This window comes from Pedococcus sp., from assembly GCF_036554925.1.
Classification (GTDB): Bacteria; Actinomycetota; Actinomycetes; order Actinomycetales; family Dermatophilaceae; genus Pedococcus_A.
On sequence record NZ_DATBMI010000101.1, the window covers coordinates 20,596 to 27,549 of the forward strand.

Annotated in this window: 6 protein-coding genes; 4 read left to right on the top strand and 2 right to left on the bottom strand. The window is 70.6% G+C overall.

The genetic code is table 11. The features are described 5' to 3' along the window. Position 1 precedes the first annotated feature (1 nt). The 4 genes from VIB11_RS08505 (at position 2) to VIB11_RS08520 (ending at position 3,001) form a co-directional block, all read left to right on the top strand. Entirely contained in the window at positions 2-1,030 is a 1,029-nt protein-coding gene (locus VIB11_RS08505; protein WP_332030255.1) for an ABC transporter permease, read from the top strand. Continuing rightward, entirely contained in the window at positions 1,027-1,866 is an 840-nt protein-coding gene (locus VIB11_RS08510) for an ATP-binding cassette domain-containing protein (protein ID WP_332030257.1), read from the top strand. Before VIB11_RS08505 ends, VIB11_RS08510 begins: the two co-directional genes overlap by 4 nt. Beyond that, entirely contained in the window at positions 1,863-2,270 is a 408-nt protein-coding gene (locus VIB11_RS08515) for a universal stress protein (RefSeq protein ID WP_332030259.1), read from the top strand. Before VIB11_RS08510 ends, VIB11_RS08515 begins: the two co-directional genes overlap by 4 nt. 221 nt (positions 2,271-2,491) lie before the next feature. Continuing rightward, positions 2,492-3,001 (top strand): hypothetical protein, encoded by a 510-nt coding sequence (locus VIB11_RS08520; protein WP_332030261.1) that lies wholly within the window; start codon positions 2,492-2,494, stop codon positions 2,999-3,001. Positions 3,002-3,065: 64 nt separating this feature from the next. On the opposite strand, the gene VIB11_RS08525 is transcribed toward VIB11_RS08520, so the two are convergent. Together VIB11_RS08525 and VIB11_RS08530 are read right to left on the bottom strand one after the other, a co-directional pair. Next, complete coding sequence (locus VIB11_RS08525) at positions 3,066-4,535, bottom strand: hypothetical protein (RefSeq protein ID WP_332030263.1); 1,470 nt, start codon at positions 4,533-4,535, stop codon at positions 3,066-3,068. A 185-nt stretch (positions 4,536-4,720) separates the two neighbouring features. After that, entirely contained in the window at positions 4,721-6,577 is a 1,857-nt protein-coding gene (locus VIB11_RS08530) for a phosphoenolpyruvate carboxykinase (GTP) (protein WP_332030265.1), read from the bottom strand. Positions 6,578-6,954: the final 377 nt, after the last annotated feature.

The window sequence follows — 6,954 nt, forward strand, 5'->3', positions numbered from 1 at the left end:
CATGAGCACCACGACCACCAGCTCCGCTGCTGCCGCCGAGTTCGCCCGGCGGCAGCAGTCGCCCCTCCAGAAGGTGCAGCACCAGCTGCACCGGAGGCCGTGGCTGAGCCCGCTCTTCCTGCTCTTCGTCGCCTTCGTCGCCTTCTTCATCGCGACGCCGACCTTCCTCACCGCCAACTCCATGGGCATCCTGCTGCAGCAGACCGCGGTCGTCGCGGCCCTTGCGGTGGGGCAGACGCTCGTCATCCTCACGGCCGGCATCGACCTGTCGGTCGGCGCGATCATGGTGCTGTCGATGATGGTGATGGCCTCCCTCGCCAGGGACGACGGCATGCCGGGGTTCCTCGCCCTGGCCATCGGCGTCCTGCTCGCCACGGGTGCCGGCGCCCTCAACGGCCTCCTGGTGACCCGGATCAACCTGCCGCCGTTCATCGTCACGCTGGGCACGCTGAGCATCTTCACGGCCATCGCCCTGCTCTACTCCGGTGGCGCGAGCATCCAGGCGGACCACCTGCCCGCCCTGTTGAACTTCCTGGGCGAGGGCTTCACGATCGGCGGCCTCAGTCTCACCTGGGGCATCGTCGTCGTGGTCCTCATCTACGCGGTCGTGGGGTTCGTCCTGTCCCAGACGGCCTGGGGCCGCTACGTGTACGCCGTCGGTGACGACCCGGAGTCGGCTCGCCTCTCGGGCGTGCCCAGCAAGCGCATCCTGCTGGCCGTCTACACGGTCGCCGGGCTCATCTACGGCCTCGCCGCCTGGGTCCTCATCGGGCGCGCCGGGGCCGCGACGCCCAACGCCGTCCCGGACGCCAACCTGCAGAGCATCACCGCCGTGGTCATCGGTGGCACCAGCCTGTTCGGCGGCCGGGGCCGGCTCATCGGCACGCTCATCGGTGCGCTCATCGTCCAGACCCTGCAGTTCGGGCTCTCCCAGATGGGTGTCGACCAGCAGTGGCGCGTCCTCGCGACCGGCGTCCTCGTCATCGTGGCCGTCGCCGTCGACCAGTGGATCAGGAAGGTGAAGGCATGACCGCGTCCACGCTGCACGTCGCCCACGGGGGCGTCCCGACCGGCAAGGAAGACATCTACGGCAAGGACCCCATCCTGTCCGCCCGCAAGCTCGTCATCACCTTCGGCCGTGTCGTCGGCCTCGACGGGGTCGACCTCGACCTCTACCCCGGTGAGGTCCTCGCGGTCATCGGTGACAACGGTGCCGGCAAGTCGACCCTCATCAAGTGCCTCACCGGCGCCTACGTCGCGGACTCCGGTGAGATCACGATGAACGGGCGGCCCGTGCACTTCAAGAAGCCGCAGGATGCCCGCGACGCCGGCATCGAGACCGTCTACCAGCAGCTGGCGGTCATCCCTGCCCTCGACATCGCGAGCAACCTGTACCTCGCCCGGGAGGAGCGTCGCAAGGGGCCGCTCGGCTCGGTGTTCCGGATGCTCGACAAGAAGGGCATGGAGAAGCGGGCCGGGGAGTCGGTCCAGAACCTCGGCATCCAGACCATCCAGAACATGAGCCAGGCCGTCGAGACGCTCTCCGGCGGTCAGCGCCAGGCCGTCGCGGTCGCCCGCGCCGCGGCGTTCGGGAGCACGGTGGTCGTCCTCGACGAGCCCACCGCCGCCCTCGGCGTGAAGGAGTCCGGGATGGTCCTGGACATGATCAAGCAGCTGCGCGACAAGGGCCTGTCGATCATCCTCATCAGCCACAACATGCCCCACGTCTGGGAGGTCGCCGACCGCATCCACATCCAGCGGCTCGGGGCCCGGGCGGGGGTCATCACCCCGCAGTCCCATGACATGGGCGAGGGCGTGGCGATCATGACCGGTGCCAAGAAGCTCTCTCCGGAGGAGGCGGGATGAGCCAGACCATCCTCGTCGGCTACATCCCCTCGCCCGAGGGGGTGGCCGCCTTCGAGCGGGCCAAGGACGAGGCGGTGCTGCGGGGAGTGCCCCTGGTGGTCGTCAACACCGGTGAGTCCGGCAACTACGCGAAGCCCAGCTTCGCCAAGGCCGAGGACCTCGAGGCGATCGAGAAGGAGCTGACCGAGGCCGGGCTGCAGCACGAGGTGCTGCAGCCCACCTCGGGGCTCACCGCCGCCGAGGAGATCCTCCGCGTCGCGGGGGAGCGCGAGGTCGACCTGATCGTCATCGGCCTGCGTCGCCGCTCGCCAGTGGGGAAGCTCTTCATGGGCAGCACCGCCCAGCAGGTGTTGCTCGACGCTCCCTGCGCCGTCCTGGCGGTCAAGGCGGCGGCCAAGCCCTGACCCGGCGCGCCCAGCGCCTCGCTCCACCGCTGACCACGTACCACCGCAGTCCTCCGCTCTCGCACGGCGGACCGGGTGCGCCCTCACGCGCCCGACAGCCCGCCCGACAGCCCATCCGACAACCCACCGGACAACCCGGGGCGCGGCCGTGCGGGTTCTCCACCTCTGGGAGGTCGCGTTCTGCCACAGTGTGCCGGCAGACCGACCGAGGGAGCCCGTCCGTGTCCACACCCCTCCACCCGCCCGGTGGTGCCCTGCCCGCCATGCCCGCCGGCATGCCCGGTGTCCCGTCGCCCCCACCCCCCATGGGCGGCGCGTACGGCTCCTACCCGGCGCCCGTCCCGGCGTGGCACCACCCCCAGCCGATGTACGAGCCCCGGCGGCGCGACGGCCTCGCCATCGCGGCGGTGATCATGGCGGCGCTGGCGCTGCTCGGCGTCCTCGGTCTGGGCATCGCCACGTTCGTGGGGTCCGAGCTGGCCCCGTCCTGGGTGCTGACCGGCGACGTGCAGCCGGTGAACGGCTCGACGACGGCATCGGCGCTCCAGCACGAGCTGACCCGGCTGCTCGAGGACGACGGCAGCTTCGTCGACGACGTGACCTGCCCCGACTCCTCCCCCGTGGACCAGGGCGCGGTCACGGTCTGCCACGGCCAGGTGGATGGCTGGGACTGGACCGGGATCGTGTACTTCGAGGATGGGGGCGGGGCCTTCACCCTCGTCCAGCACTGACGCGAGCGGCGTCCGGCCCGCGTGTCGACGCCGGGAGTGCGCGCCGACGGTGGCCGCCTGCGCGCTATGCGCGTGCTGAGCCCAGCCCGAGGACGACGGCGAGTCCCAGCGCGCTGCGCGGGGAGTATGCCGTGCGCCAGAGCCCGCCGTGGACCGCGCCGTGCGCCTCCTCCCGCCAGGGCGAGGGGTCCGGCTTCCGGCCCGAGCACAGGTCGTGGACGAGCAGGGCGGCCATGAGGGTGTTGCTCGTCGCGGGCTCGAAAACCTCGATCCCGAACCGGTGGGCCCCGGCGTAGGCGGAGGCGAGCGCGCGGTTCTTGACGACCGAGCGGGTGCGGGTCGGGGGCGCCACGTTGAGCGACACGGTGACGCCGTCCTGACGGGCGGCGGTCGCCCGCCACCGCTGGAGTCGCTTGGCGAGGGCGTAGTTGGGCCCCTGCTGGGGGACGAGACTGTCGTTGAGCCCGGGGTCGGAGCCGGGGGCGTAGTTGCGGCGGAGCAGCCGGCCACCGCTGACGGTGCGCAGGGCCGGGCGGGCGAGGCGCATGGCGGCCGAGGGGCCCCGGTACGCGCGGGTCGAGGACTCCACGGCCTCGGCCGGCACCGCGAACACGTCCGTGGGGGTGGCGAGGAAGGCCAGCGCGACGTCGTGGCGCGTGCGGAGGAGCTCCCGGCTGAGGACGTCGACGGCGGTGGAGACCCGCACGTTCGTCGCGCCGTCGGCATACACGTAGTTGCCGAGCACGAGCCGTCCCTCGGTCCCGCCCAGCCAGTCGGCGATCGTCGGCAGGTCGTGCACGAGGTCGGCGCCGGCGTGGTCGGCCAGCCGCTCGTCGTCGACTCCCGAGCCGACGGGGACGGGGATGCGCAGGGTCCCCGCGGAGCCCCGGGCGGTCTCCAGGACCCTCCGCCACACCTCGGGCCGGGGGAGGTCGACGGCCACCACGTCACCGCCCCACGACAGCACCGCCCGCAGTGGCCCCATCTCGGCGCCGGCGCCCAGCACGACGAGGCTCTCACCCTCGAGGCCGAGCCAGTCGGGGTTCGCGGCGACCTCGCGCACCGCCTCCGCGGCCGAGGGCTCCATCGACCCTGCGGCCGTCCACCGGTCCAGCTGCCGCTGGAGCGCGTCGCCGCGCAGCCGGTCTCCGTGGAACGGCACGGACAGCTCGCGGGCTCGGGCGCCCGTTCCACGCACGGTCACGGTCTCCAGCGGCCGGTCGACGGTGGCCCGGGCGAAGACCTCGCCCACCGGCACGTCGCCGGTCGCCGTGGTGGCGCGCATGCGTCGGTGCAGCGAGTCGAGACCCGATCGGGCGATCGTCGCCGCCGCGTCGTCGGACAGCAGGCCCGCCTCGACCAGCCGGCGGAAGTGCGTGAGGTAGCCCTGACGCCAGTTCGTCTCGCGCTCGGCGGCCTGCGCGCCCACCTGGTCCGTGCCGCGCAGGGCGTCGGCGACGACTGCCCGCCCCAGCGCGGAGGTGCTGCGCTTGCCGTCGACCTCGGGAAAGACCACTCCGGTGCTCGGCGCCATGGTCCGCAGTATTGCGGATCTGGCGAAACGCCCCGCGCAGCGGCGTGGAACGCGCGATCGTGGTGGAAGCGCGAGCCCTACCGCTGCGGGAGACGGAGCACCTGACGGGGGAAACAGCAAGGCCCGGGACCAGACTGGTCCCGGGCCTTCCTGGGTGTGCCGCGCACGCGGCACACCGGGGTCGGTCAGTGCACGCCGAGGCGCGCCTTGAGGCCGTCGAGCTCGACCCGCAGCTGGGTCGGCAGGTTGTCGCCGAACTTGGCGAACCACTCCTCGATCTGCGGGATCTCGGCCTTCCAGTCCTCGACGTCGACCTCGAGGGCCTTGCGCAGCTCCTCGGCGTCCATGTCGAGGCCGTCGGTGTCGATGGCCTCCGGGGTCGGCACGTGGCCGATCGGGGTCTCGACGGCGGCCGCCTTGCCCTCGATGCGCTCGATGGCCCACTTCAGGACGCGGCTGTTCTCGCCGAAGCCGGGCCAGACGAAGTTGCCGTCCTCGTCGCGGCGGAACCAGTTCACGTAGAAGATCTTCGGCAGCTTGTGCGCGTCGGCGTCCTTGCCCACGTTGATCCAGTGCTGGAAGTAGTCGCCGGCGTTGTAGCCGATGAACGGCAGCATGGCCATCGGGTCGCGCCGGACGACGCCCACGGCGCCGGTGGCGGCGGCCGTGGTCTCCGAGGAGAGCGTCGCGCCCATGAAGGTGCCGTGCACCCAGTCACGGGACTCGGTGACCAGCGGGATGGTCGAGGCGCGGCGGCCACCGAAGAAGATCGCCGAGATCGGCACACCCTTGGGGTCGTTGTACTCGTCCGCAAGGATCGGGCACTGCTCGATCGGGGTGCAGTAGCGGCTGTTCGGGTGGCTGGAGAGCTGCTCGGACTCGGGCGTCCAGTCCTGGCCCTTCCAGTCGGTGGCGTGGGCCGGCTTGTTCTCCATGCCCTCCCACCAGATGTCGCCGTCGTCGGTCAGGGCCACGTTGGTGAAGACCGAGTTGCCCTTGGCGATGGTCTCCATCGCGTACGGGTTGGTCTTCTCGTTGGTGCCGGGGGCCACGCCGAAGAACCCGAACTCGGGGTTCACGGCATACAGCCGGCCGTCCTCACCGAAGCGCATCCAGGCGATGTCGTCGCCGAGGGTCTCGACCTTCCAGCCGGGGATGGTCGGCTTGAGCATCGCGAGGTTGGTCTTGCCGCAGGCGCTCGGGAAGGCCGCGGCGATGTAGTAGGTCTGCTGCTCCGGGGACGTGAGCTTGAGGATGAGCATGTGCTCGGCGAGCCAGCCCTCGTCGCGCGCCATGACCGAGGCGATGCGGAGGCTGTAGCACTTCTTGCCCAGGAGCGCGTTGCCGCCATAGCCCGAGCCGTAGGACCAGATGGCGCGCTCTTCGGGGAACTGCACGATGTACTTGGTGTCGCTGCACGGCCACTTGACGTCCTGCTGGCCGGCCTCGAGCGGGGCGCCGAGGGAGTGCAGGGCGGGGACGTAGTTGGCGTCCTCGCCGAGCTCCTCGATCCGGCGCAGCACGTTGACGCCGCAGCGGGCCATCACGCGCATGGAGACCACGACGTACTCGGAGTCGGTGATCTCCACGCCGAACATCGGGTTCTCGGCGTTCAGGTGGCCCATCACGAAGGGGATGACGTACATCGTCCGGCCCTTCATGCACCCCTTGTAGAGGTCGCGCATGATGGCCTTCATCTCGTTCGGGTCCATCCAGTTGTTGGTGGGCCCGGCGTCCTTCTCGTCGACGGAGCAGATGTAGGTGCGGTCCTCGACCCGGGCCACGTCGGTCGGGTCGGAGGCGGCGTAGAAGGAGTTCGGCTTCTTCTCCTCGTTGAGGCGCACGAAGGTACCGGCCTCGACGAGCTTGTCGGTCAGTCGCGTCCACTCGGCGTCGGAGCCGGTGACCCACTCGATGCGGTCGGGGGTGGTCAGGGCGGCCACCTCGTCCACCCACTGCTGGAGGCGGGCGTGCGTCGTGCCGCCCGCCCTCTCGGTGTTGGGGTTGTCCGCCTTGGCGGGTTCCGTCGACTCGATCGTCATTGCTCGGCCGTCCCTTTCGCCCGGTGCCTGTTGCTCGGCTCGCCACCGGATCAGTGAGGTTGTGCGCCGCCCTGCGGCACCTGGAGGTGTCCACATGGTGGTCGCGCTGATCTTGCCACGGTAGACCCGCGTCAGAGGGCCGGGAAACCGGAGACCCCTTTCGCGCTCGTGAAACTCCTCACAACCCATCAGTACAGGTCAGAGGCTTGTCGGGTTCTTTCAGCCGACTGCAAGAAACTGACGAATTCGGTTGTTTCCCACGTCATTTTCGACGAGCGCGTGAACGACCGTTTGCGCGGCCCGGCGCCCCGACGTCTCGCGGACGTGACCCTCCGCAAGGCCTTGGCGAACCTGTGGGACGGGGTATGCCGGGTCGC

Coding starts and splice junctions, on each gene's coding strand:
- VIB11_RS08505 (WP_332030255.1), top strand. CDS start 2: ATGAGCACCACGACCACCAGCTCCGCTGCTGCCGCCGAGTTCGCCCGG.
- VIB11_RS08510 (WP_332030257.1), top strand. CDS start 1,027: ATGACCGCGTCCACGCTGCACGTCGCCCACGGGGGCGTCCCGACCGGC.
- VIB11_RS08515 (WP_332030259.1), top strand. CDS start 1,863: ATGAGCCAGACCATCCTCGTCGGCTACATCCCCTCGCCCGAGGGGGTG.
- VIB11_RS08525 (WP_332030263.1), bottom strand. CDS start 4,535: ATGGCGCCGAGCACCGGAGTGGTCTTTCCCGAGGTCGACGGCAAGCGC.
- VIB11_RS08530 (WP_332030265.1), bottom strand. CDS start 6,577: ATGACGATCGAGTCGACGGAACCCGCCAAGGCGGACAACCCCAACACC.